Source organism: Sporosarcina luteola (genome assembly GCF_023715245.1).
GTDB classification, from domain to species: domain Bacteria; phylum Bacillota; class Bacilli; order Bacillales_A; family Planococcaceae; genus Sporosarcina; species Sporosarcina luteola_C.
On record NZ_JAMBNV010000005.1, the window covers coordinates 41,210 to 66,686 of the forward strand.

24 protein-coding genes and 2 riboswitches are annotated in these 25,477 nt (G+C 46.0%); of the genes, 1 reads left to right on the forward strand and 23 read right to left on the reverse strand.

What is annotated here, in order from left to right; all coding sequences use genetic code 11:
* Positions 1 to 110 precede the first annotated feature (110 nt).
* The 7 genes from M3152_RS16185 to M3152_RS16215 all read right to left on the reverse strand — a co-directional run bounded on the left by M3152_RS16185 (position 111) and on the right by M3152_RS16215 (position 7,940).
* Positions 111 to 218, reverse strand: coding sequence for a methionine/alanine import family NSS transporter small subunit (locus M3152_RS16185; protein ID WP_147057075.1), 108 nt, complete (start codon positions 216 to 218; stop codon positions 111 to 113).
* 12 nt (positions 219 to 230) lie between these two features.
* Positions 231 to 1,760: a sodium-dependent transporter gene (locus M3152_RS16190; protein ID WP_251696720.1), complete on the reverse strand. Its 1,530-nt coding sequence runs from the start codon at positions 1,758 to 1,760 to the stop codon at positions 231 to 233.
* A gap of 271 nt (positions 1,761 to 2,031) precedes the next feature.
* Complete coding sequence (locus M3152_RS16195; RefSeq protein ID WP_251696721.1) at positions 2,032 to 3,609, reverse strand: Na+/H+ antiporter NhaC family protein; 1,578 nt, start codon at positions 3,607 to 3,609, stop codon at positions 2,032 to 2,034.
* Between the two features lie 143 nt (positions 3,610 to 3,752).
* A riboswitch (Lysine riboswitch) is annotated at positions 3,753 to 3,928 on the reverse strand.
* Between the two features lie 54 nt (positions 3,929 to 3,982).
* A complete protein-coding gene (yunB, locus tag M3152_RS16200) occupies positions 3,983 to 4,792 on the reverse strand; it encodes a sporulation protein YunB (protein ID WP_251696722.1) in 810 nt (269 codons plus the stop codon).
* 41 nt (positions 4,793 to 4,833) lie between these two features.
* Positions 4,834 to 6,249 (reverse strand): bifunctional metallophosphatase/5'-nucleotidase, encoded by a 1,416-nt coding sequence (locus M3152_RS16205; RefSeq protein WP_251696723.1) that lies wholly within the window; start codon positions 6,247 to 6,249, stop codon positions 4,834 to 4,836.
* A gap of 3 nt (positions 6,250 to 6,252) precedes the next feature.
* Positions 6,253 to 7,077: a sulfite exporter TauE/SafE family protein gene (locus M3152_RS16210; protein ID WP_251696724.1), complete on the reverse strand. Its 825-nt coding sequence runs from the start codon at positions 7,075 to 7,077 to the stop codon at positions 6,253 to 6,255.
* Between the two features lie 2 nt (positions 7,078 to 7,079).
* The gene (locus M3152_RS16215) at positions 7,080 to 7,940 is read right to left on the reverse strand and encodes a DUF72 domain-containing protein (RefSeq protein ID WP_251696725.1); all 861 of its coding nucleotides are present in this window, start codon (positions 7,938 to 7,940) and stop codon (positions 7,080 to 7,082) included.
* A gap of 24 nt (positions 7,941 to 7,964) precedes the next feature.
* On the opposite strand from M3152_RS16215, the gene M3152_RS16220 reads away from it, so the two are divergent.
* Positions 7,965 to 8,318: a hypothetical protein gene (locus tag M3152_RS16220; RefSeq protein WP_251696727.1), complete on the forward strand. Its 354-nt coding sequence runs from the start codon at positions 7,965 to 7,967 to the stop codon at positions 8,316 to 8,318.
* 22 nt (positions 8,319 to 8,340) lie between these two features.
* Here the strand turns inward: M3152_RS16220 and sufB are convergent, their stop codons facing one another.
* From sufB to M3152_RS16300, 16 genes are all read right to left on the reverse strand, one after another.
* On the reverse strand, positions 8,341 to 9,738 hold the full coding sequence (gene sufB / locus M3152_RS16225; protein WP_251696728.1) for a Fe-S cluster assembly protein SufB: 1,398 nt from the start codon (positions 9,736 to 9,738) through the stop codon (positions 8,341 to 8,343).
* Positions 9,739 to 9,819: 81 nt separating this feature from the next.
* Positions 9,820 to 10,260: a Fe-S cluster assembly sulfur transfer protein SufU gene (sufU, locus tag M3152_RS16230; RefSeq protein ID WP_251696729.1), complete on the reverse strand. Its 441-nt coding sequence runs from the start codon at positions 10,258 to 10,260 to the stop codon at positions 9,820 to 9,822.
* On the reverse strand, positions 10,260 to 11,480 hold the full coding sequence (locus M3152_RS16235) for a cysteine desulfurase (protein WP_251696730.1): 1,221 nt from the start codon (positions 11,478 to 11,480) through the stop codon (positions 10,260 to 10,262). The genes sufU and M3152_RS16235 overlap by 1 nt, the downstream gene beginning before the upstream one ends.
* Entirely contained in the window at positions 11,480 to 12,784 is a 1,305-nt protein-coding gene (gene sufD / locus M3152_RS16240) for a Fe-S cluster assembly protein SufD (RefSeq protein WP_251696731.1), read from the reverse strand. The genes M3152_RS16235 and sufD overlap by 1 nt, the downstream gene beginning before the upstream one ends.
* 18 nt (positions 12,785 to 12,802) lie before the next feature.
* Positions 12,803 to 13,582, reverse strand: a complete 780-nt coding sequence (gene sufC / locus M3152_RS16245; RefSeq protein ID WP_251696732.1) for a Fe-S cluster assembly ATPase SufC — start codon at positions 13,580 to 13,582, stop codon at positions 12,803 to 12,805.
* A gap of 275 nt (positions 13,583 to 13,857) precedes the next feature.
* A complete protein-coding gene (locus tag M3152_RS16250) occupies positions 13,858 to 15,057 on the reverse strand; it encodes a dicarboxylate/amino acid:cation symporter (protein ID WP_251696733.1) in 1,200 nt (399 codons plus the stop codon).
* A 156-nt stretch (positions 15,058 to 15,213) separates the two neighbouring features.
* Complete coding sequence (locus M3152_RS16255; protein WP_251696734.1) at positions 15,214 to 16,068, reverse strand: MetQ/NlpA family ABC transporter substrate-binding protein; 855 nt, start codon at positions 16,066 to 16,068, stop codon at positions 15,214 to 15,216.
* 55 nt (positions 16,069 to 16,123) lie between these two features.
* Positions 16,124 to 16,792: a methionine ABC transporter permease gene (locus M3152_RS16260; protein ID WP_251696735.1), complete on the reverse strand. Its 669-nt coding sequence runs from the start codon at positions 16,790 to 16,792 to the stop codon at positions 16,124 to 16,126.
* Positions 16,785 to 17,798 (reverse strand): methionine ABC transporter ATP-binding protein, encoded by a 1,014-nt coding sequence (locus M3152_RS16265; RefSeq protein WP_251696736.1) that lies wholly within the window; start codon positions 17,796 to 17,798, stop codon positions 16,785 to 16,787. The genes M3152_RS16260 and M3152_RS16265 overlap by 8 nt, the downstream gene beginning before the upstream one ends.
* Before the next feature lie 96 nt (positions 17,799 to 17,894).
* Positions 17,895 to 17,999, reverse strand: a riboswitch (SAM riboswitch).
* Between the two features lie 56 nt (positions 18,000 to 18,055).
* Positions 18,056 to 18,364 carry a thioredoxin family protein gene (locus tag M3152_RS16270; RefSeq protein WP_435371954.1) on the reverse strand — a complete coding sequence of 103 codons (309 nt, stop codon included), beginning with the start codon at positions 18,362 to 18,364 and terminating at the stop codon, positions 18,056 to 18,058.
* 12 nt (positions 18,365 to 18,376) lie between these two features.
* Positions 18,377 to 18,718, reverse strand: coding sequence for a toprim domain-containing protein (locus M3152_RS16275; protein ID WP_251696737.1), 342 nt, complete (start codon positions 18,716 to 18,718; stop codon positions 18,377 to 18,379).
* 70 nt (positions 18,719 to 18,788) lie between these two features.
* Entirely contained in the window at positions 18,789 to 19,172 is a 384-nt protein-coding gene (gene gcvH, locus M3152_RS16280) for a glycine cleavage system protein GcvH (RefSeq protein WP_251629303.1), read from the reverse strand.
* Between the two features lie 81 nt (positions 19,173 to 19,253).
* Positions 19,254 to 19,613, reverse strand: a complete 360-nt coding sequence (locus M3152_RS16285; protein WP_251696739.1) for an arsenate reductase family protein — start codon at positions 19,611 to 19,613, stop codon at positions 19,254 to 19,256.
* 72 nt (positions 19,614 to 19,685) lie between these two features.
* On the reverse strand, positions 19,686 to 21,473 hold the full coding sequence (locus M3152_RS16290; protein WP_251696741.1) for an acyl-CoA dehydrogenase family protein: 1,788 nt from the start codon (positions 21,471 to 21,473) through the stop codon (positions 19,686 to 19,688).
* A 388-nt stretch (positions 21,474 to 21,861) separates the two neighbouring features.
* Positions 21,862 to 23,037, reverse strand: coding sequence for an acetyl-CoA C-acetyltransferase (locus M3152_RS16295; protein WP_251696742.1), 1,176 nt, complete (start codon positions 23,035 to 23,037; stop codon positions 21,862 to 21,864).
* Between the two features lie 30 nt (positions 23,038 to 23,067).
* Positions 23,068 to 25,452, reverse strand: a complete 2,385-nt coding sequence (locus M3152_RS16300) for a 3-hydroxyacyl-CoA dehydrogenase/enoyl-CoA hydratase family protein (protein ID WP_251696744.1) — start codon at positions 25,450 to 25,452, stop codon at positions 23,068 to 23,070.
* Between the last annotated feature and the right edge of the window lie 25 nt (positions 25,453 to 25,477).

The following is a 25,477-nucleotide window of genomic DNA, read 5'->3' on the forward strand; positions in this document are numbered from 1 at the left end:
ATATTCTGACTTCCAACAACTATTGATGGCAAAGAGATTACTGTGTAAATAAGAAAAGAAAGCGCTATGATGCATGCGCTTTCTTCCTTTGTCATTCCATTCGAACAGAGTCAGGCTCTGCTCTTCGATTTAGACACTGCCCAAAATATACTTCCCGCAAGTCCACCCCAAATGACGAGGATTCCGAGAATCATCATAAAAATTGCTCCACCACTCATAGCGAATCCTCCTTATCGATTATCAAAGTCTGTTGAGTCAGTTGTTTTCTTGTTCCATTTCATTACTGTAAAGATGATTGCCATGACGATGGCGAACAATGCGACCATCCAACCTGTAGACATGATGAACGCGTCCGAATACCCTTCGTAGTTTCCATTGTCTGTCTCATGCAATTTGAAAATATTGATGCGCAACAAGTCGAACATCATATAGCCAAGGACGATCGGTGTAATGAATCTCAAACAAATTCTCCATAGTGGGCCGACTTGGATATCAGAAATTTCATTCGCATGGTCTTCGAATACACGAAGTTTCTTGAAGACCCATACAATAAGGAAGACTTCGACCAAACCGATTGCAGCTACACCGAACTGGTTAATGAAGTAGTCGGCAACGTCTAGGAAATACAAGCCGCCGCGTGTAGCAAACAGCAAGGAGATGACTGCTGCAAGGCCTACACCGAAAAGGACGGACTTCGTACGCGAGATGTTGAATTTCTCTGAAATCCCCGCGATATACGTCTCACAGATCGAGATGAGCGATGTGAGACCCGCCAAGACGAGCGATAGGAAGAACAAAGCTCCGAATAGTCCATTCATTCCCGGCATTTCATTAATGATTTTCGGGAATACGACAAACGCGAGTCCAACACCCGCAGAAGCAACTTCGGAGACCGACGTACCTGCCTGTGTCGCCATGAAGCCTAGCGCCGCGAACACTCCGATACCCGCAAGCAATTCGAATCCTGAGTTTGCAAATCCAGTGATGAATGCGTTATTTGTAATATCCGACTTCTTCGGCAAGTAACTGGAGTATGTGATCATAATGGCAAAGGCAATCGATAGACTGAAGAAAATATGTCCATATGCCGCTACCCATACTTGTGAATTTGCCAACTTGCTCAAATCCGGTTTAAAGAATGCATCCAGACCGAGCAGCGCCCCGTCAAGAGTAACTGCCCGAATGACGACGAGAAGGAACACAACGACAAGCGTCGGAATGAAAATCCTGTTCGCCAATTCAATTCCTCGTTTAACTCCTGCTAATAAAATGATGAATGCGATTGCCCAAACGAGGACAAGCGGAATAAGTACGCCTGGCACAAGCCCACCGACTTCTCCTGGAGTATCCGCCAAGTTCAGTACGCTCCCGAACAGGAATCCTCCTGTATCATCCCCCCATGCCATATTGAAGGAATAGATCGTGTACTTCATCGCCCAAGCGATAATGACTGCATAATACGTCGAAATGACGAACGAGACGAATATGCCCCACCATCCCAACCATTCGGCCCCTTTTCCTTTCATACGAAAGAAAGATAGTGGCGCAGAACCACGATACTTATGACCTATCGTGAATTCCATGATAAGAATCGGGATCCCTGCTGTCAGAAGTGCAAATAAGTATGGAATAAAAAATGCCCCTCCGCCGTTTTCATACGCGACGTATGGAAAACGCCAGATGTTTCCTAAGCCGACAGCCGATCCGACAGCCGCTAATATAAAGCCGGCGCGGGTCCCCCATTGCGAACGCTGTTCCATTAAAATTCCCCTCTCCCTTTACTCTGTTAATAATTTACCATTTTCAGATTATTATATAATCTTAGAACTAGTATATCCGTCTTAGTATCTATTGTCAAAATGTTTTTTATTGAATAAATATCCATTTCATTGTATGGGTTTTCTCTTCATCGCAGGAATCTGGGAGTGCACCGGTAGTGGAAATTTATGATTTGGGATGCCGCTTTATGCTTCATCCACAAAAAAAAGCCACATCTGCCGGGTGCCCGGCGGATGTGACAGTTCATATAAGTCAGTAGGAAGTAGCCCTCACTTCTGCTTTATTCCGTTTTGAAGTCCATACTGCAAACAATCCAGCGATTAGAACGATGACTGCTGCAAGTCCGATCCAAACCGATCCTGTAAGCCCAAGAATAATATAGCCGATCGTCGCAATACCTGCTGAAATCAATGCATAAGGGAGCTGCGTCGAGACGTGATCAATGTGATTGGATCCCGCACCGGTAGATGATAGGATCGTCGTATCGGAAATCGGTGAGCAGTGATCCCCGAAAACAGCCCCTGCCAATACTGCCGACAATGCAGGAAGCAGAAGTTCAGGCTCGGCATTGATCATAATCGTTCCTGCAATCGGAAGCAGGATTCCGAAAGAGCCCCAAGATGTCCCTGTCGAAAATGCCATCAAACCTGCGAGGACAAACATAATGACCGGAAGGAAGTTGACAGGTACATTTGACTGTTCCACGACACTTGATAGGAACGGCCCTGTTTCCAGGACACCGATCAAATGCGTCAACCCCCATGCAAAAATCAAGATGAGAATCGCCGGCATCATTGCGCTGACACCACTGATGAATGCTTTGCCTACAAGGTTATACGAAGCAGTCTCGTTTTTGCCCATTTGTGAAATATAGAGGACAGCTGCCAATACTGTTCCTGCTAGACCGCCTACCATCAATGACATTGGTACATCCGTGTTTTCGAAAATGGTCCAAATGCTCGCCGAGCCGCCAATGCGATAGCCCGTCCAAATCATCATCCCTAATGTAACGATGACAAGTGTTATGATCGGCGCAATCAAATCGATGACACGGCCATAGGAGTGAATCGGGAAATCCTCTTTCAATTGGCCCGGAATCTCTTTATTCGGATCGAAAAGCTCCCCTGTTTCTTGAGCACGCGTTTCATGTCTTTTCATTTCAAAATAATCGATATTCGTCCAAGCAAAGAAAAACACCATTGCCAACGTTGCGATGACGTAAAAGTTCATCGGTGCCATCATGAGAAATGCGGATAATGGCGAGTAACTGATTGCGGCAGACGTACCAAAAATGAGAGCCAATTGTCCGATGAGAAATGCGCCCCAGCTTGAAATCGGGGAGATAACGCAAATCGGAGCGGATGTGGAATCGATGAAATATGCCAATTTCGCTCTGGAAATGCGATGCTGATCTGTAATCGGCCGCGCAATTTGCCCGACAGCCAATGAATTGAAGTAGTCATCCACAAATATGAGGATTCCGAGCAATACGGTCAGGAGCTTCGCGCCGCGTCTCGTTTTAATGCGTTTGACTGCCCAATCCGCAAAAGCCCTGCTTCCGCCTGACAAACTGACAAATGCCGTAATGACACCCAATAATAAAATGAATACCATGATGAAAATATTATACGTATTCAATTCCCCTTCAGACCAGAAGGAGACGATCATGCCTGTCCAAAGATTTTGCAACGTATCGACCGGGGAAAAACTCGCGACCAATAAGGCAGCTGTTACAATTCCCGATCCGAGTGATAATAGTACCCTCTTTGTCACTAACACCATAACAATTGCCACGATTGGCGGCAAAATTGAAACCCAAGTGCCTATCATAAAAACATTCCTCCAATATTTGATTGAAGAACTATAGGTGAAAACAAAGGAAAAAAACCGACACCCATTGCACTAGGATGTGCATCAGGTGTCGGCTTATTCTACGGTCGTTTGTAAGATAATCTAAGATGTTTTATCTACGTACGATCTGTAGCTCATCATGCACTAATTGCATGACAGTGTCATTCCTATTCGGAATGACCCCAGCATGGATGGTTGGCGTTCCATTCCAAGCTTCGGCAAAACTTCCTTTCACGGGCGGTCTACGATGCCAATCTCGCGTCCATTACTAATAAGCCTTGCAGCCTCTACCTAATCGGTGTTCCTCTTTGTTATCCTAGCATAACACAATTTCTCTATATTTCAAGGGCTATTATTGATTGCCAGGCGTGAATGGAACTTCAATTTGCGGAGGATTGTTTCCGCCCCCGTTATAGATTTGAGGAATTGGGCTCTGGATCAATCCGATAGCTACAGGTATCCGCTGTTCCACGACGCTTCTCTGCGTTGCAAGCGGGACGATTATCTGGACATTGACAGTCACCAATATATTCACTTCAATCATCGCGTTATTAATGCCGAACTCAGTGATGCCTGTCTCGACAGTCGTCTGTGCTTCCCCGATAACGTGGAAACGTATCGGGATTTTAGGGCCGAAGTTCCCGATTAATGGAAGACCCGTCGCTTGCCCCATCGGCACGAAGAAGACGACGCCCCCTCCTTTTTCCATCGCTTCGGGATCATATTCGATGTCTTCACTGAGCGGAAGCATTTCCAAGTTCCCGCTTTCAGCCATTTTGAGATATGCCTCTATAAGACTATGGATTTCCGCCCTTGTTTTATTGATGATTTCAGCATTCATCGTATTTGTAACCATTCCAGGTGAACCACTCGGCACATTTTCGATGATATCATTCACATCATATATTTCGGTAGATCTTGATTTGATTGCCTGTGTGATGACATGCGCTGCAATCCTCTCCGTTTCAACTTCCGCATAGGAGAGATAAATCGGAGTGAGCTTTGAGTTTACAAAATATAGAAAAAGAGCGATTGTCACTAAAATCGCCGGGAAGATGAGTGGCAATAAACGACGCTTTCGGCGAGGTCTGCCATTATGATTGGAACCGCGATGCCGATTCCTTTTTTTATAATTTCGAGACGGTTGCCCATAAAATCTCAAAACGACCCCTCCTGCCTAATATTATGCAGGAACGGGGCCGTTCATTCTTGATTAGAATGTGGGCTTCTCACATCCAGATCAGTTCGGCTGTCTCTTTTCATTCCGTACCAGATGAAAACATCACGAATCAGTTCGGGCATATGGTATTCTATCTTTGCCTGTTGTAAAGACGGAAAAAAGAATCCGAATGTGAACATATCCAGAGTTGCCACCTTGTACGTTTTTCCAACTTCCACTTTTCGATTCCCGGCAAATAATTCCCCATCGTCTGTCCGGAAGAGCCTCTCAAAAATCATTTTCCCCATGTACGTGCCGCGAAAGCCGAGACCTTTAATTTCCGTTTCCGGCCATGTTTCATTGCTGGACAGCCTATGAACCTCCAGCAGGTCTGCCCCATCCAACGTAACCGTACAAGGATTTATCGGATGCGGCAGCAAGGCATGCACCATGCGTTTTGTCACCCAGCCCTTTTCGAGGCTCCCTAGGAATATCCCTGCATTGAACATCGCACAGTCCGCACCCGTGTACTCAATAATCGCCCTTCCGAAGAATGAAGACATCGGGCTATCCATGAAGAGCTGTTGCTTTAAGGGCATCTTTGTATAGAAGACGTTTTCCTTCAACGCTTCATTCCCAGCCTGAATAAGGTCTTTCACTTCCTGTACGTCCTCTTCCCGGCTTTCCAGCCCGCTCACATGAATAACTTCCGCTTTTTTTTCGATGACCTTTTTCTCGTTTGCATCGAACTGGATTTCAACATGCCCGACATACTCTCCGAACTTCCCTGTAGCAGCCAATAAGGTGTCATTTACCATTTCACCTTCAGGGAATAAATGATGAGTATGCCCTCCTAAAATGACGTCAATCAGGTCGCTTTCTTCAGCAAGACGCCTGTCTTCATTCACACCTAAATGCGATAGGCAGACAATGATGTCCGTGCTACGCCGGATTTGTTCGGCCACACTTTCGACTAATTGCCTCGGTTCTCCGATATGCCAACCTAACTTCGTATAAAATCCCGTATACATTGCCGTAGCGCCTATGACCCCGATCCTAAGCCCATTAGCTGTTTTGTATATCTTGTAAGGCTTCAGCCATTTTGGAGGAGAACCATCCGTCTCCGATAAATTGCAAAGGATGACATCGAAATCAGCGCCTTCGTAAAGGGAGCTCAACGCTCTTTTGGACATAGTAATTCCTTCATTATTGCCGATTGTCACTGCATCGTAACCTGCCCTGTTCAACAATGCGACATTGCCCTTGCCCGATGTCCCTTCTGTGAAAGGATGGGAGCGGTCGACATGGTCACCGATGTCGAAAATGAAGCAGGTTTCCCGTGTGGAATTGTGCAGCTGTCTCTGTGAGTGGAAATATCTGCTAATCTTCGGCCAACTATCGAAGTGGCTATGGATATCATTCGTATGATAGATATGGATCGTTTCTACATTGCGTTGCATGGCTCAACCCCAAATCCCCTCAATGATTGACCTAATTCCGAATAGTAACAGCATGATCCGAAGTACGAGGACCAATGTTTCCGAGCTCATCTTCCTGTTAAGCATCGTTCCGATCATACCGCCGATATAAGCTCCGGGAATGACAGAAAGTGCATATAGCCAAGGGACATGCCCTAGAGAGATATGCGTGATCGAATTGACGATGGCTGATAGGAATACTATGAACATCGATGTACCGACAGCAACATGCGGCGGAAATAGGAACAGCAAGATTAGTGCAGGCACAATCATTGTTCCTCCTCCGATTCCGAAAAGGCCGGATGTGAATCCGATGATGAATGTCAATATGAGTGCAAACCATACCGGATACCCATATACATGCGACTCGCCTTGCGTGTCGATAAATGTCCTTGGCTTGCCGTGCTCGACAAACCATTGGATCGGTTTTAGATACTTGCGTGCAAGCAAAAGAATGGAAAGGACAATGAGTAGTATGCCGAAATATAAATTAAAGGATGGTAAATCCATTCCTTTATTCACAAATGCCCCGAGAATCATCCCTGGTATGGAGCCTGCGAAGAAGATCCATCCGGTTCGGTAGTCCACGGTTTTCACTTTCATATGCGAAATAGTGGAAGATAGGCCGTTAAAGATCATCATGATAACGGAAATCCCTACTACGCTTTGAGGAGTGATGCCCGGAATCCACCCAAAATTGATGCCAACCAATAGTGTCAGCGGTACGAGAATCGTTCCGCCTCCGAGTCCGACGATGGATCCCATTACGCCGGATATTGCACCAATAATTGCTAACAACAGAAACGCCATTATTACCCCTCCTCAAAAAAGTCAAGCTGCTTAGGTGCGAGTGCCTGGAAGTTAATGCCCATCATTTTTTGATAGCGTTTTGCGTTCTCAGCTGCATGGCCACCAGAATTATTATTAAAAATGACAAATACGTTCTCCGCTTCGCTCTCCAGTTTTCGGGTCGCCTGACGGATTTCTTCTAGATCTCCGTCTGAATAATTATAGAGATAACGGACTTTGCGCCATGCTTCATTGTCACCAGTCGTATTTCGCCAGCCATTTACATTCCTACCGTGCAGGCGGACAAACACCTTATCGCTTCGTGTTGGTTCAGCAACGAGCGGGACACTTCCTACGCCAGCTTGCGGCTCGTCACAGACGGTGTGAATGAAATCCAGCTCCTTAAGGAATGAAAGTGTCTTTTCCTGCATAGAGGGAGCGTACCAGGATTGATGGCGGAACTCGATCGCCACGTCATAGCCATCGAGCTGACTTCTTATATATCTGATTTGGTCCACGTTTTCCTTTTTGCAATCAAACCAAGGCGGAAATTGAACGAGAATCATAGCAAGCTTCCCGGCGGTCCGCATCGGATCGATGGAAAGCTTGAACTGCTGGAACATTTCTTCAGGAGATGAATACGGCAGCTTTCCTCGTTGATGGCCTGTCATTCCTTGATACGCTTTTACGATGAATTGAAAGTCATCTGGTGTTTCGGCAATCCACTTTTGGATATTACGCTCCGGCTGGATTGCATAAAAGGATGCGTCCAGCTCAACTATTGGAAAGTGGGAGCTGTAATCGATCAATTTCTCATTTTTTTTGGAAGTTGGGGAATAGACATCCGGATGGTCGCCCCATCCTGTCAATCCGACGTGTATCATATGATCCCTCTTTCCGGTTCGTAGATGAATAATGTCATCATATCATATGTCGATGAGGGGATTCCGCCATTTTGCATCATGGCTTTAAGCGCGGAAGGAGAAGTTATGAGCGCGGGGGCCGGGTTTACGAGCGCGATGCCGCATGTTATGAGCGCGATGCCGCATGTTATGGGCGTGATGCCGCATGTTATGGGCGCGATGCCGAATGTTATGGGCGCGATGCCGCATGTTATGGGCGCGATGCTGCATGTTATGGGCGCGATACTGCAGGTTATGAGCGCGAAACTGCAGGTTATGAGCGCGAAACTGCAGGTTATGAGCGCGATGCGGCTTGTTATGAGCGCAGGATTTGAAAATAGAAAAAACCGCCTGCAATGAGGCGGTTTTTCTTGTTGCTATATTAACCGATTGAACCTTCCATTTCAAAGCGAATCAAGCGGTTCATTTCGACTGCGTATTCCATCGGCAATTCTTTCGTGAATGGCTCGATGAAGCCCATAACGATCATTTCAGTCGCTTCAAGCTCAGGAATTCCGCGGCTCATCAAGTAGAAGAGCTGCTCTTCCGAGACTTTCGAAACTTTCGCTTCGTGCTCGAGTGAAATGTTGTCATTGAAGATTTCGTTGTATGGAATCGTATCGGACGTCGATAGTTTATCCATGATGAGCGTGTCACATTCGATATTCGCACGTGCACCGTCTGCACGGCGGCCGAAGTGGACGATCCCACGGTACGTAACTTTACCACCGTGTTGGGAAATCGATTTCGAAACGATTGTGGATGACGTGTTCGGCGCCAAGTGCATCATTTTTGCTCCTGCATCTTGGTGCTGCCCTTTACCAGCCAAAGCGATGGACAATGTCATACCACGTGCACCTTCACCTTTAAGGATACATGCAGGGTATTTCATCGTCAGCTTCGAACCGATGTTACCGTCGACCCATTCCATTGTTGCGTTCGCTTCACATACTGCACGCTTCGTAACTAGGTTGTAAACGTTGTTTGCCCAGTTTTGAATCGTTGTGTAACGGCAGTACGCATCTTTTTTAATGATAATTTCAACGACCGCACTGTGGAGTGAGTTCGTTGTGTAAACAGGTGCAGTACATCCTTCAACATAGTGGACGCTTGCGCCTTCGTCTACAACGATCAGCGTACGTTCGAATTGCCCCATGTTTTCCGAGTTGATACGGAAGTAAGCTTGAAGCGGTGTGTCCAGTTTGATGCCAGGCGGTACATAGATGAATGAACCACCAGACCATACAGCGGAGTTCAGTGCAGCGAACTTGTTATCTGTGTTCGGAATGACTGTTCCCCAATATTTTTTGAACAACTCTTCGTTTTCACGCAATGCTGAGTCTGTATCTTTGAAGACGATGCCCATATCTGTGAGCTCTTCCTTCATGTTGTGGTAAACAACTTCGGATTCGTACTGTGCAGAAACACCAGCAAGGTATTTTTGCTCAGCTTCAGGAATACCTAATTTGTCGAACGTGCGCTTGATTTCTTCAGGCACTTCATCCCACGAACGCTCTGTCGCTTCGGAAGGTTTTACGTAATATGTGATTTCATCGAAGTTCAGTGAACCTAAATCTCCGCCCCATTGAGGCATCGGTTTGCTGTAGAAGATTTCAAGGGATTTCAGACGGTAGTCCAACATCCATTGAGGTTCATTTTTCATACTCGAAATTTCTTCAACTATTTCACGTGTCAACCCACGCTCCGAACGGAAAACAGATACGTCTTTATCCGCGAAACCATATTTGTAATCGCCAATATCAGGCATTTTCTTAGCCATCATTATTCCTCCGTTCTAACATTTGTATTGCTTTACCCTAGTTGCCCGGCATGCAACTTATCGCCGGGAACCGTTTTCGGATTATTGCTCGTCTTCTGACCCGAGACCTTTTTCCATAGCCTTCCATGCAAGTGTTGCACACTTGATGCGCGCAGGGAATTTGGCGACTCCGGAAAGGGCTTCGAGATCACCCAAATCGATGGATTCATCAATTTCTTTACCAAGCATAATGTCCGAAAACACTTGGGCGTATTTTACAGCCGTGTCGATGTCTTTGTTCTTGATCATTTGTGTCATCATTGACGCGGATGCCATGGAGATTGAACAGCCTTCCCCTTCGAACTTGGCATCTTGCACAATCCCATCTTCGACATTGAGGGTCAGATGGATGACATCTCCGCACGTCGGATTGTTCATGTCGATTGTGATATTGTTCTCTTCCAGTACACCTTTATTCCGTGGATTTTTATAATGATCCATGATTACTGAACGATATAGCTGGTCTAATTTATTTGTAGGCATTATTGGAAATACTCCTTTGCAATACGGAGTCCTTCTACGAGTCGGTCAACATCTTCTTCCGTGTTGTATACATAGAAGCTTGCACGGGCTGTCGCAGAGCATTTGAGCCATTTCATAAGCGGCTGTGCACAATGATGACCTGCCCGCACTGCGATTCCGTTCATATCAAGTACCGTGGCAAGATCATGAGGGTGGACATTATCCAGATTAAATGTAACGATGCCCGCACGTTTATCAGGATCACGCGGTCCATAGATCGTCAGACCGTCCATGGAAGACATTTTCTCCATCGCATAACCTGCAAGCTCGTGTTCATGCTTTTCAATTTGATCTAAACCGATTTCTTCCAAAAAGTCGATGGCAGCACCGAGCCCAATCGCTCCTGCAATAATCGGCGTGCCTCCTTCGAATTTCCACGGAAGCTCTTTCCACGTTGATTCGTATAGACCGACAAAATCGATCATTTCACCACCGAATTCAACCGGTTCCATTTCGTTCAATAACTCTTTCTTTCCATAAAGGACACCAATCCCCGTAGGGCCGCACATTTTATGGCCTGAAAAAGCGAGGAAATCGCAGTTCAATGACTGGACATCCAATTTCAAGTGCGGAGCAGCCTGCGCACCATCGACGACCATGACAGCGCCATGAGCATGCGCAATCTCTGTAATTTCTTTGATCGGGTTCATCGTACCAAGCACATTGGATACATACATGATCGAGACGATCTTAGTGCGATCAGTTACAGCTTCACGAACTTTGTCAAGAGAGAGTGTGCCATCTTCTTCTAAAATGACATACTTCAAGACTGCGCCTTTTTCCTTCGCCAATTGCTGCCACGGAATAATATTGGAATGGTGTTCCATATGGGTGATGACGATTTCATCGCCTTCTTCGACATTCGCACGTCCATAGCTTTGGGCTACCATGTTGAGGGCTGTTGTCGTTCCGCGAGTAAAAATCACTTCCTGCGTGGATTTCGCATTGATGAACTTGCGGACCTTTTCACGAGCTCCTTCATAATGATCGGTTGCCCTATTGCCAAGTGTATGGACACCTCGGTGGACGTTCGCATTATCGTACGCGTAATAGTCATTGATTGCCTCAATGACTTGCCGCGGCTTTTGTGAAGTCGCGGCACTGTCTAAATAGACGAGCGGGTGCCCGTTGATTTCCTGGTCAAGTATCGGGAAATGTTTGCGGATGTCTTTGCTGAGCATTAGCGCACTTTCCTTTCAATAACCTCCGTCAATTGCTTCTTGACACCTTCGATCGGCAATTTGCTAACTACAGGTGCAAGGAAACCATGGATGACAAGGCGTTCTGCTTCCTGTTGAGAAATTCCACGGCTCATCAAGTAGAACAATTGAAGCGGATCTACACGGCCAACCGACGCTGCGTGACCGGCAGTCACATCGTCCTCATCGATCAATAGGATCGGATTCGCATCTCCACGGGCTTTTTCACTTAGCATCAAAATCCGTGACTCTTGGACAGCGTTCGATCTTGTAGCACCTTTTGCAATTCTGCCGATACCGTTAAAGATAGATGAAGCAGACTCCTTCATTACACCGTGCTTTAAGATGAATGCATCTGTATCAAGTCCCCAGTGGACGATTTCAGATGTGAAGTTCTGCCTTTGGCTTCCTCGGCCGACAACGACAGTCTTCATATCACTTGAAGAGCCGTTTCCGACGAGATGCGTTATGTTTTCAGAAATCGTATCGCTGTCGTTCATCAATCCTAACGCCCATTCGATACGGCTTTGCGCTCCAGCTACTCCGCGGCGGTTGACGTATGTCGTAAATCCTTTAGCAAGGACGTCTACTGCGCCATAGATGACTTTCGCGTTATCGCCTGCGAATACTTCCGCAACGATATTGGCCTGTCCTGCAGCCTCTTCGACTGTAGACAGATAGTTTTCCACGTATGTCAAAGAGCTGTTCGCCTCAGCTACGACGATGACATGGTTGAAGAGGGATGCTTGAGCGTCGTCATGTAAAAACAGAACTTGAAGCGGTTCTGCGATTTCAACGCCTTTCGGCACATAGACGAATACGCCGCCATTAATAAGTGCCGCATGCAACGCTGTTAGTTTATGTTCATCAACTTTCACGCCATCCGTCATGAAATATTTCTTCATTAGATCGGTATGCTCGCGTGAAGCAGTGAAAATATCAGTCATGATAACACCCTTCGCTTTCAAATCCTCTGAAAGGGAAAGGAATGCAGGTGTATTATTATGCTGCACATAAATGTTCTGTTGATCATCGTTAACCAACTCCTTCGCTTCAGCAGGCAGGTCTGCCAGTGTCGCGAATGTCGAACTTTCGACTGCATGTACTGGGAACTCAACAAAGTTCCACTTGTCGATTTTTGTTTTATCTGGTGTTGGCATCGGAAGCTGTTCCACTTTAGCTAACGCATCTGCGCGGAAATCTGCCATCCAATCGGCTTCATTCATGTTTGCGGAGAAAGAGCGGACGTCCTGTTCGGTCAATGCCATTTTTGTTTCAACCGTCATTTTGAATCGTCCCCTTTCTTATGCTTCTTGTCCTACTGTTTCATCTTCGATTCCTAATTCTTCCTTAATCCAATCATAACCAGCCTCTTCAAGCTGTTTCGCAAGCTCTGCTCCGCCGGATTTAACAACTCTGCCCTGCATCATAACGTGGACAAAGTCAGGCGTGATGTAGTCGAGAAGGCGTTGGTAGTGAGTGATGATCAGGCATCCGAATCCTTCTCCGCGCATTTCATTGATTCCTTTTGAAACGACTTTCAATGCATCGATGTCGAGACCGGAGTCAATTTCATCAAGTACTGCAAATTTCGGCTGCAGCATCATCAATTGAAGGATTTCATTGCGTTTTTTCTCTCCGCCGGAGAATCCTTCGTTCAAATAACGAGTCGCCATATCTTGATCCATTTCAAGGACGTCCATCTTACTGTCCAATTCACGGATGAATTTCATAAGGGATATTTCATCGCCTTCTTCACGGCGCGCATTGATTGCAGAGCGCATGAAGTCCGCGTTCGTTACTCCATTAATTTCACTCGGGTATTGCATTGCAAGGAAAAGTCCCGCTTTAGCGCGCTCATCCACTTCCATTTCAAGGACATCTTCGCCATCAAGCAAGACAGATCCGGAAGTCACCTCATATTTTGGGTGGCCCATGATTGCTGATGCAAGTGTCGATTTACCGGTTCCGTTAGGTCCCATGATCGCATGGATCTCACCTGTATTGATTGTTAGGTTGACGCCTTTCAATATTTCCTTACCTTCAATTTCTACGTGAAGGTCTTTGATTTCCAAAGTTGCCATTCCAATACCTCCAATATGATAAAGATGAACGGGGTAAACCATTCTCTATTTAGTATCATTCTAATTTTAGCTCATTCTGCACGTTGTTGCAAATCATTAAGAATTATTATCGTTTTATGGGGAAAATATGAGTATTACAACGTTTTGTTAGTTTGTTTGAAATGAAACCCATTTTCAATTATCGGCTGCTTACTGAGAATCAATGAATATGGCTTTATTTATAAATAAAAAATAGAAGGCAGGGAATTTTAATATTCCTCCTTCTACTTTTTAAGTTATTCCGTTTCTACGCCTTTCACTTTTGGAGTGAGGCGGTCAACGATCATGGCTAGGGCTCCGTCGCCGGTTACGTTGGTGGCTGTGCCGAAACTGTCTTGCGCCATGTAGAGTGCAATCATCAATGCGACCATTGATTCATCGAATCCTAGCATTGTGCTGAGCAGGCCTACTGCCGCCATAACTGCCCCTCCTGGAACTCCAGGTGCTGCGATCATCGTTACGCCGAGCATGAGGATGAATGGCAGATAGTCCGAGAAGCTGAATGGCATGCCGTTCATGAGCAGGACGCCGATGGAGCAGGATACTAGCGTAATCGTACTTCCGGATAAGTGGATCGTTGCGAATAACGGTACTGTGAAGTCCGTCACTTTCTCGGATGCCCCTGTCTTCTTCGCTTGTTGCAGCGTTACGGGAATTGTAGCAGCCGATGATTGCGTTCCGAGTGCCGTCATATAGGCAGGCGCCATTGTTTTCATGAGGAAGAACGGATTTTTCTTCGAAAGTGTTCCGGCGATTGTATATTGAATCATCAACATGATGATATGTAGTGCGATGACCATGACGAATACGAGTGAGAAGACCGACAACACTTTCGCCACTTGTCCGCTGTACGTCATGTTAAGGAAAATACCAAAGATATGGAATGGTAATAACGGAATGATGACGAATGAAATAACTTTTTCAATAAGGGTATTCAATTCTTCAAAGAATGACAGCATCGTTTTGCTGTTGATGGATGCCATTCCGATACCGAAAATGAAAGCGAGCAGCAATGCAGACATGACGCCCATTACGGGTGTCATTTCAAGTTCGAAGAATGTTATGGCCGCGGATTTCCCAGCGTTTTCAACAGATTGAGAGCCAATGCCGCCAATGAATTTAGGCAAGATTGTCGTTGCAGCCAAAAATGCCATAATCCCTGCTGCAATCGTAGAAGCATATGCGAGCACAGTAGCCAATCCTAACAATTTACCAGATCCGCTACCAAGCTTTGCTATTCCAGGTGCAATAAATGCAATGATAATAAACGGTACAACAAAGTTTAGAAAACCGCCGAAAATCATATTGAACGTCGCAAATAACCTAGTGAACCAATGCGCAAAACCTTCATGTATTTCTGGGAGCAACAAACCAATGCCCACCGCAAGCCCTATGGCGATAATGATTCGCCATATAAGGCCTATCTTCCTCTTCATAAAATGTCCTCCTCAAAAGTACAAATGTTTAAAAAAACAACAAACCCACTTTACCATAGTGAAGAATAAATGGGAACACCTTTATGGGTTTTACTACTTTATGGAGGACAAAAAACGCCTGTCTCCGATGAAACGGAAACAGACGGCTTTACTCAATTAGTTAACAGGAACGACAGAGCCGCCCCATTCTTTCAAAATAAATTCCTGAATTTCTTCGGATGTCAACACTTCTACAAGCGCTTTGATCGCTTCGTTGTCTTCATCTCCAGAACGGACCGTAATGACGTTTACGTAAGGAGAATCCGTTTTTTCAATTGCAATTGAATCTTCAAGCGGGTTCAAGCCAGCATCGATTGCATAGTTAGAGTTGATCAAAACTGCGTCGCCTTCATTATTATTGTAAAGAGTTGGAAGCAATGCTGCTTCGTAATCCGGTTCAAACTTCAGGTTTTTCGGATTGTCCACAATATCTGTAAGTTCTGCTTTCACTTTATCTACACCCTCAGCAAGTGTGATCAAGCCATTTTCCTCAAGCATTTCAAGTACACGGCCATGATCCGAAACTGAGTTGCTCATAAGGACTGTTGCACCGTCTGGCAATTCATCTAATGATTTATATTCCTTCGAATAAACACCCATCGGTTCGATATGGATTCCTCCCGCATTGACAAAGTCGTAGTCGAAATCAGCAATTTGACTTTCCAAGTAAGGAATGGTTTGGAAGTAGTTCGCATCCAATACACCTGATTCCAAGTCCTTGTTAGGCAATATATATTCCTGGTATGTTTCAATTTCCAAGTCGATTCCTTTTTCCTTCAACAACGGCTTCACTTTTTCCAAAATGCCGGCATGCGGTGTATTGGAAGCGCCGACTACGATTTTCGTCGATTCCTTATTGCCGCCATCAGCATTCTTGCTTCCGCTAGCCCCATCTTCTTTATCTTTTGTCCCGCAAGCTGCCAAAGCAAGCACGAGAACCGTCAATAGTAGTGCAGATAATACCTTCTTCATGATTTCTCTCCCCATTCTTAGATGATATTTATAATTAACAGGACACTCCTGCAAATTATCGCTTGTCCAATTTCTTCACCGCAAAGTCGCCGATGATCTGGATTGCAAATACGACAATCAAAATAATAATAGTTGCGACAATCATCACGTCAGTCCGGCTTCGTTGGAATCCTTCATAGTATGCAAGGTTTCCGAGCCCTCCCGCACCGATGACTCCGGCCATTGCCGTATATCCGACAAGTGCGATCGAAGTTACTGTAAGCCCTGAAATAAGGGCAGGCATCGATTCAGGCAGCAAGACTTTGAAGATAATCGTACTTGTTTTAGCACCCATCGATCTTGCTGCTTCGATAACACCTCTGTCTATTTCACGAAGGCCGATCATGACCATTCTCGCATAAAACGGTGCTGCTCCAATGACAAGGGCCGGGATGGCCGCTTCCGGACCACGGATCGTTCCAACGAGCAACGTCGTGAACGGGATAATCAGGATAATTAAAATGATGAAAGGAATGGAGCGGAATATATTAACGAATGCTCCAGTGACGCCGTATACCAATCTGTTTCTCCATAGCTGGCCGGGGCTTGATAAGAATAAAAGTATGCCAAGAACCAGTCCGAATACGAATGTATATAGAGTGGAGAGCCCTGTCATATATAACGTTTCAATAGTCGCTTCCCACATTTTATCCCAATTGACGTGTGGTAATAAATTCTCAATCATTGCCAATCACCTCTGTCTGTACACCTTGTTCATGTAGATAGGCAATCGCCCCGTCAATATCTTTCTCTATACCGACAAGCTGTAAAATGAGCGAGCCGTAAGCGCCGCCTTTCGTGTGGGATATATTCCCTTGGACAATATTCACGTCGATCTCAAATTGTCGGATCAAACTCGCCAATACGGGCTGCTCCGTCCGTTCCCCGACAAAGATTAGTTTTATGAGTGTGCCCCCAGGCAAATGGGCAAGTGCCTGTTCGGTTCCCTCGGGTTCCGTCACTTGGGAAACGAACCGCTTTGTAATCGGAGCTTGCGGTGACTGGAACACGTCCAACACAGGACCGATTTCCACGACTTTTCCGGCTTCCATAACCGCCACACGATGACAGATCTTCCGGATGACATGCATTTCATGTGTTATTAGAACAATCGTCAATCCGAGCCGTTCATTAATGCTTGTCAACAGATCAAGGATGGCATCTGTCGTTTCCGGGTCAAGCGCGGAAGTCGCCTCATCGCAGAGAAGAACTTCAGGATCATTCGCCAACGCCCGCGCAATACCGACACGTTGCTTTTGACCACCGGAAAGCTCGGATGGATAGGCATTCTCCCTGCCGCTTAGTCCGACGAGTTCGATTAGTTCGGCCACCTTCCGTTCTCGCTCCGCTTTTTTCACTCCCGCGATTTCAAGAGGAAATGCTATGTTCTGCTTGACCGTACGGGACCAAAGTAAATTGAAATGTTGAAAAATCATACTGATTTTTTGCCTTGCTTCACGCAGTTCTTTGCCTGTGAATGCCGATATTTCACGGTTTCCAATTTTTATTGTTCCCGTCGTCGGAGTTTCAAGCCCATTCAAAAGGCGGATCAACGTACTTTTTCCGGCACCGCTATAACCGATGATACCGAAGATTTCACCCTCTTCGATCGTAAGGGAAACATTATCCACCGCCAGGATTTCATCGTTCAGCCGGCCAAAACTTTTTTTGACGTCTATCAATTGAATCATCACTATCACCTCTACACGATCTTTTCCATAATAAAAGCCTTTCTGCAGACAAGCAGAAAGGCTGAAACGTTATATTCAAAAAAACGTCAATCCGATCTCTCATCTCTCAAAGCAAATGCTTTGCGTGATTTGGCACCATTTCACATTCGTGACGGTTGCCGGGCTTCATAGGGCACTTCCCTCCACCTCTCTTTATAAGAGCGACATATTCAGTTAAAGTTAATAGATATACTTATATCATGAACTTCTGAGGTATGTCAATCTATTTTCTCAAGAAGATGCGGAATCGACTGGAAAGCGTAAATTTTATGGACAATCTCCCCATCCTTCTGAATTAATAAACAAGGGACGCTTTCAATTTCATAATCAACAGCGAGATCCTCCACATAATTCAAGTCAGCCTTCCCAATGGGCAGATCCGGTTTCATGGCAGCAATGACTTCCATCATTTTTGAAGCAACCGCACAGGTTCCGCACATTGGTGTGTATAAATAAAATATTGATTCGGGATAAACATTTTTGCTGTCTTCCCATTGCGCACGTGTCCAATTCTCAATAGTGGCCACTCTTCATCACCTTCATAGTAAAAATTCGGGATGCACATCAAAGTTTTCGGAGAGGAGTATGGCTGCAAGCACTCTGTATGGAGTCGTTTCAACTTGGCGGTAAACCCGCTCTGTATAAAGGTGGATCGCTTCAGGATAATCCCTTTTGAATAAAGTCCGGATCTTCTCTCCGGATTCATCGGCATCCAGAAAAACGAACAGGTCACAATCCTCATAAGGCATAAGCATCTCATCGATCCGATACGGACTCACTGTCCCATTCGTACAAATGATCTCAACCGGCTCCGCCAGCACCTTTTGTAATCTTTTCCGGTCCGAACCGCCTTCGACGATGAGGATTTTAGGACAATCCATTTCCACGTCTCTCCTTCTTTGAAACATTGAAAAAAGCGCCGGAGTTTGGTCCAAGCGCCACTTCATTTACTTACTCGCCGACAGTCATTTTGTCATAGTCTTCAGCTGACATGAGTGCATCTAGCTCAGCTTCGTCTGATGCTTCCACAACGATCATCCAAGCACCTTCAAATGGAGATTCATTCACCAATTCAGGGCTGTCTTCCAATTCTTCGTTCACTTCGACGACTTTACCGCTGATCGGAGCATATAGTTCAGATACAGTTTTCACTGATTCAACACTTCCGAATGGCTCATCTGCTTTAACTTCATCTCCAACTTGCGGCAATTCAACGAAAACAATATCGCCAAGTTCGGATTGCGCAAAATGTGTAATACCGATTCGATACTTTCCGCTCTCATCCTTTACCCATTCGTGCTCTTCTGAATAACGAAATTCTTTAGGTGTGTTCATCCCGTACCCCTCCATTAAGTATGCATTTATTGATTTCCATTCAATTTTGACATATTCGGAAGCTAAAGACAAGAAAGTATATTACGCTCCCCAAACTTCCTCATACGTTTCTTCCTTGAAGCCGACAGTCACATTTGAGCCATCCGTAACAATCGGTCTTTTGATAAGCATGCCGTCCGTAGATAACAGTTCGACCTTTTCAGCATCCGTCATTCCAGGCAGCTTGTCCTTCAAATTCAACTCACGGTATTTCATTCCGCTCACATTGAAGAACTTCTTAATGTCCAGGTTGGAGTTTCCGATCATTTGTTGAAGTTCCTCTTTAGTCGGTGGATTTTCAACGATGTTGACCTCTTTGAATTCCAACTCCGCGTTTTCCAACCACTTTTTCGCTTTCCTGCAAGTTCCGCATTTCGGATATCCGTAGTATGTTAAAGACAATTCGCAACACCTCCATTTTACCTAAGTATAACAGAGAAGCCGCCCGGGATAAATCCAGGGCGGTGTGTGTAATCAAACGATGTATTTTTCTGCGTCAATCAATTTGACGGATGCTTCGCGTTTTTTCGCGATGATGTTGTATGGATTCGAACGCGTCAATTTGCGTAATGCGGAAAGCATCATCCGTTGGTTATCGCCCTCAACGGAAGCAAGAAGTGTCTCCTTCGCGTCCTTTTCAATTGCTTCGAACGCTTCCTGACAGAAGATTTCCGTGTACAAGATCTTTTGCTTCTCTTTCTCTTCACCATTTTTAGCAACCGCTTTTTCCGTACGGAGCAATGCGGATTCCATAGCGAAGACGTTGTTTGCAATATCAGCGATGTTTACTAGGACTTCCTGCTCTGCTTCGAGCTTCGTGCCGAAGCGTTGTGCGGCCATTCCAGCTGCTAGCAAGCCGATTTTCTTCGCATTTTTCACGAGCACTTTTTCTTGAGCCAATGCTTCGTCCCCGATTTCTTCAGGCATCATCATAAGAAGCTCTTCCTGCAAGCTTTGTGCCTGTTGAAGCAATGGCAATTCGCCTTTCATTGCTTTTTTCAAGAACGTACCAGGAACGATCAGACGGTTGATTTCATTTGTTCCTTCGAAAATACGGTTGATGCGTGAGTCGCGGTAAATGCGCTCCACTTCGTATTCTTGCATGAAGCCATAGCCGCCGTGCAATTGGACCGCTTCATCGGCGATATAGTCAAGAACTTCGGAGCCGACAACTTTATTGATGGAGCATTCAATCGCGTATTCTGCAATTGATGCCGCTACCGCCTTCCCATCTTTTTGCTGCTCAGCCGTCATTTGGCTGTTGCGTTCTTCAAAGTATCCGACTGTACGGTAGATCAAGCTCTCCGTCGCATATAGCTTAGAAGCCATCGTTGCAAGCTTTTCCTTCGTTAGATTGAATGAAGAGATTGGCGTCTTGAATTGTTGGCGCTGGTTTGCATACGTGATTGCCAATTCAAGAGCGCGTTTGGAACCGCCGATAGTGCCGACACCTAATTTATAACGGCCGATGTTCAAAATGTTAAATGCGATGACATGGCCTCTTCCGATTTCCCCTAACAGGTTTTCAACAGGAACTTGTGCATCTTCCAAAATCAATGTACGAGTTGAAGATGACTTGATACCCATCTTCTTCTCTTCTGCCCCGACAGAAACGCCTGGGAATTCTCTTTCAACGATGAATGCCGAGAATTTATCGCCATCGACTTTTGCATAAACGACGAATACGTCTGCGAATCCTGCGTTTGTGATCCATTGCTTTTCACCGTTCAGGACGTAGTGAGTGCCGGCTTCGTTCAATTTTGCAGTTGTTTTTGCACCAAGTGCGTCTGATCCGGAGCCTGGCTCAGTCAATGCGTACGCGGAAATTTTATCGCCGGATACGGAGTTCGGCAAATACTTTTTCTTCTGTTCTTCATTACCGAAAAGGACGATTGGCAATGTACCGATTCCGACGTGCGCTCCGTGAGTGATGGAGAAGCCGCCCGCTACGGACATTTTTTCAGCGATCAACGCTGATGAGATTTTATCAAGGCCGAGGCCGTCGTATTCTTCAGGTACGTCTGCACCGAGAAGGCCGAGGTCTCCTGCGGATTTCAATAGTTTTACAGAGTGTTCGAATTCATGTTTTTCTAAGTTTTCCACGACTGGAAGGACTTCGTTTTTCACATAGTCCTCTGTTGTTTTCGCGATCATTTTTTGTTCGTCTGAGAAGTCTTCTGGTGTGAATACGCGTGATGCGTCGATGTCCTCGATGAGGAATGCTCCTCCGCGGATGAAATCCTTTGTTGTTGTTTCAGTCATTATATATTCCTCCTCTTAAATAGTAATTTAAATACGGATTTCCGCTACAGGCGGACGCTTTCCGGGGGGCACGGCTTCAGCCGCTTCCCTCGCGCAAGTGCTCGCAACGCTGCGCTTTTGCTCGCAAACGCCGTTCTTCGTAACGGCGTTCGCTCAGTCCAGGGTCTTCAGCTCGTGCTAATCCCCCAGGAGTCGCCGCCTTTCGCTGCAATCCTAAGTGTCTATTTTAAAACGCATAAATTCACTACAAATACGCATAAACGGTCCCAATTACGCATAATTCACCGGAATCACGCATAAATGGTTTCAAAGACGCATAAGACGCCGGTAAGCCTCATAAATCTGCGCAGACACGCATAAACGCTTCTAAAAGCTCATAAAGCACTTCTTATAGCAGTTCAAATACTCCGGCTGCGCCCATTCCGCCGCCGATGCACATTGTGACGACGCCGAATTGCTTGCCTTGGCGTTTTAGTTCGTTCATCAATCGAAGTGTCAGGACGGACCCTGTTGCGCCGAGTGGATGGCCTAGGGCGATTGCTCCACCATTGACGTTGACTTTATCCATATCCAGTCCTAAGTGGCGGATGACTTGCAGTGATTGGGATGCGAATGCTTCATTCAGCTCCCATAGGTCGATGTCCTCGATGGAAAGTCCGGCAAGTTTCAATGCTTTCGGAACAGCTTCAATCGGTCCGATGCCCATCACTTCAGGCGGCACGCCACCTACGGCGAATGAACGGAATTTCGCGATCGGTTTCAAGCCTTTCCCTTCGGCAATTTCGCGATCCATGACGAGGACGGATGCAGCTCCGTCGGATGTTTGGGATGCATTTCCGGCAGTGACGGATCCTTTTACGGAGAATGCCGGGCGTAATTTGCCCAACACTTCCATTGAGGTACCCGTACGGACGCCTTCGTCCATTTCAAAGAGGACCGTCTTTTCCTGGTACTTGCCGTTTCCGTCGACAAAACGTTTCACTACTTCCACAGGAACGATTTCGTCAATAAATTTGCCAGCTTCAATTGCCGCTGCTGCTTTTTCATGTGAACGGACAGCGAATGCATCTTGGTCTTCGCGGCTTACGCCGTACTTCACTGCGACTTGCTCAGCTGTATGGCCCATTCCCATATAATATTGGGGAGCCGTTTCTGCCAATTTGAAGTTCGGTCTGATCGTATTCCCCATCATCGGTACCATGCTCATCGACTCGACGCCGCCAGCGATGATCGCTTCGGACTGGCCGAGCATGATCCGCTCTGCCGCATATGCGATCGATTGAAGGCCCGAAGAACAGAATCGGTTTACCGTAATTGCCGGCGTTGTGTCAGGCAATCCTGCGAGCGCCCCAATATTGCGGGCGACGTTCATGCCTTGCTCCGCTTCCGGCATTGCACATCCAATGATCAAGTCATCTATTGGTCCATCGTATCCATTTGCACGTTTCAATGTTTCTTTAATTGTCAAAGCTCCCAGATCATCCGGGCGAACAGTTGCTAGACTCCCTCGGCCCGCTTTTCCGACCGGCGTCCTTGCACCTGCTACAATTACTGCTTCACGCATTCGACTTCCTCCTTTTGCTATCTATGCAGATCAATTGCGCAGCGGCTTCCCTTTCAGGAGCATATGCTGCATCCGCTGTTGGGATTTCGGTTCTTGAATGAGACTCAGGAATGCTTCCCGTTCAAGGTCCAACATGTATTGTTCATCGACAAGAGTTCCATAAGGCACTTTTCCGCCTGATAAAACAAATGCGAGCTTCTTCGCTATTTTCAAGTCATGGTCACTAATAAAGCCTGACAGATGCATGCCTTCCGCTCCGAGAAGCATCGTTGCATATCCGGAATCTCCTGTGACCGGGATCTTCTCCTTTTTAGGAGGGATATAGCCGGCTTCATACAATGCCAGCGCTGCCTGCTTCGCGTCATAAATCAAGTGATCCGGATTGACGCTAATGCCGTCCGCGAAATTTAGGAAGTTGTTCTCTTTCGCTTCTTCCGCAGATGTCGATACTTTCGCCATGGCAATCGTTTCGAACACTTTATTCGCTACGTATTGGTAATCGACGTGCACACCGTTCGGCAATCCTTTCAGATGCTTCGTGTACAAGTTGACGTTGCCGCCCCCACCAGGGATCAGACCGACGCCGACTTCAACCAAGCCCATATATGTTTCCATCGAAGCTTGGATATGTGCAGCCGGCAAGCAAACTTCCGCCCCGCCGCCAAGCGTCATTTGGAATGGCGCCGCAACGACCGGCTTCCGGCTATATTTGATTTTCATCATCGCGTTTTGGAAAGCTTTGATGGTGTAATCAAGTTCAAAAATATTATCATCCTGTGCTTCCATTAAAATCATCGCTAGATTCGCGCCCACACAGAAGTTCTTCCCTTGGTTCCCGATGACGAGGCCTTTGAAATTCTTCTCCACTTCATCAACCGCGAAATTGATCATCTGGATGATGTCTAGACCGATTGCATTCGATTGGGAATGGAATTCCAATAGGGCGATGCCATCGCCGAGGTCGATCAGGCTTGCGCCGGAATTCTTTTTGATGACGCCGTGTTTTTTCTTATAAAGCTTCAAGTTGATCGCTTTTTCATTGACAGTTACCGGCTGATAGCCTTCACCGTCGTAGAAAAAGATTTCACCCTCTTCTTCCTTATAGAAAGATTCGAACCCGTTATCGAGCATTGTTTGAACAAATGCAGGAATTGCAACATTCTCTTCCTTCATCTTCTCAACCGATTTGGCAACGCCGATCGCATCCCAAATCTCGAAAGGTCCTTGCTGCCAGCCGAAGCCCCATTTCATCGCATTGTCGATAGCGACGATATCATCAGCGATTTCCCCATTCAATTCGGCGGAGTAACGGAGTGTCGGTGAAAGGATGCTCCAAAGGATTTCCCCTGTTCGATCTTTTGCGTAAACGAGTGTCTTTACTTTATTCGCAAGACCTTTTTGCTGCTTCGCCATCTCAATTGAAGGCGTTTTCAATTTCTTCGTTGGGCCATATTCGAATGTTTCTGGATCTAATTCAAGGATCTCTTTTCCTTCCTTTAGGTAGAATCCTTGCTTCGACTTCGCGCCTAACCATCCATTGTCGATCATTTTCTTCATGAATGCCGGAAGTTCGAACACTTTCTGCTCTTCGCCTTCCGTCTTGTCATATGCATTTTTTGCAACGTGCATGAAGGTGTCCAGACCGACTACATCCAATGTACGGAAAGTGGCCGATTTTGGGCGCCCGATCAACGTGCCCGTCACCGAGTCGACTTCCCCGATTGAATAGCCGCGCTTCTCCATTTCACAAAGTGTTACAAGCAGGCCGTACGTTCCGATTCTGTTGGCAATGAAGTTCGGCGTGTCTTTCGCTATAACGACACCTTTGCCTAAACGATCCTCTCCGAATTGGAGCATGAAATTGAGTACGCTTTCATCCGTTTTCGCAGTAGGAATCACTTCAAGCAATTTCAAATAACGTGGCGGGTTGAAGAAGTGTGTGCCAAGGAAATGCTTTTGGAAATCCTCCGAACGCCCTTCCGCCATCGCTTCAATGCTGATACCCGATGTGTTTGAGGTGATAATTGTACCTGGTTTTCGAACTGCATCTATTTTTTCATACAAACTTTTTTTAATGTCCAGATTCTCGACGATAACTTCAATGATCCAGTCAACATCATTCAATTTTTCCAAGTCGTCTTCGAAATTTCCGACTTCAATAAGTGATAGATTCTGTTTTGCAGCCAATGGCGCCGGCTTCTGCTTCAAAAGTTTCTCCAAAGCTGTCGCCGCAAATTTATTGCGGACTTGCCGATCCTCCAATGTAAGGTTCTTTGCTTCTTCTTGCTCTGTCAGCTTAGTTGGAACGATATCCAGCAGAAGGACAGGAATGCCGATATTGGCGAGATGGGCTGCAATCCCAGATCCCATTACACCTGAACCTAATACTGCTGCTTTCTTGATTTGATATGCCACGTTGCGAAGCCTCCCTTTTTCTTTT